Here is a 317-nt window from a genome sequence, read left to right as displayed (position 1 = left end):
CACGGATCAAGGCTTCAAGTGTGCGTTTATTGATTTTTTTCAGGTCAATACGATGGCAGAAATCAAACAGGTCTTTATACGGGCCTTCCTTGATCCGTGAATCAATCACCGACTGCATTGCCTGTTCGCCCACACCCTTGATTGCACCCAACCCATAAACAATGGTGCGTTCATCACTGGCATGGAAATGGTATAGCGACATATTGACAGAGGGTGGCAACACGTCGAGTTTGTTGTTACGGCAGTCATCGATCAGGAATACAATGCTGTCAGTGTTCTGCATTTCCGATGACAATACCGCCGCCATAAATTCGGCA

General features: G+C 46.7%; 1 protein-coding gene. It reads right to left on the bottom strand.

Features of this window, described 5'->3' with window-relative positions; genetic code table 11:
• Nucleotides 1–317 (bottom strand): hypothetical protein (locus B4H32_RS08040; RefSeq protein ID WP_286801643.1); only part of this gene is annotated, 317 nt, incomplete at both ends.

Origin of the sequence: Acinetobacter sp. UBA2063, from assembly GCF_002333245.1 — a bacterium.
Lineage (GTDB): Bacteria > Pseudomonadota > Gammaproteobacteria > Pseudomonadales > Moraxellaceae > Acinetobacter > Acinetobacter parvus.
This window is presented reverse-complemented; position numbering and strand designations above follow the sequence as displayed.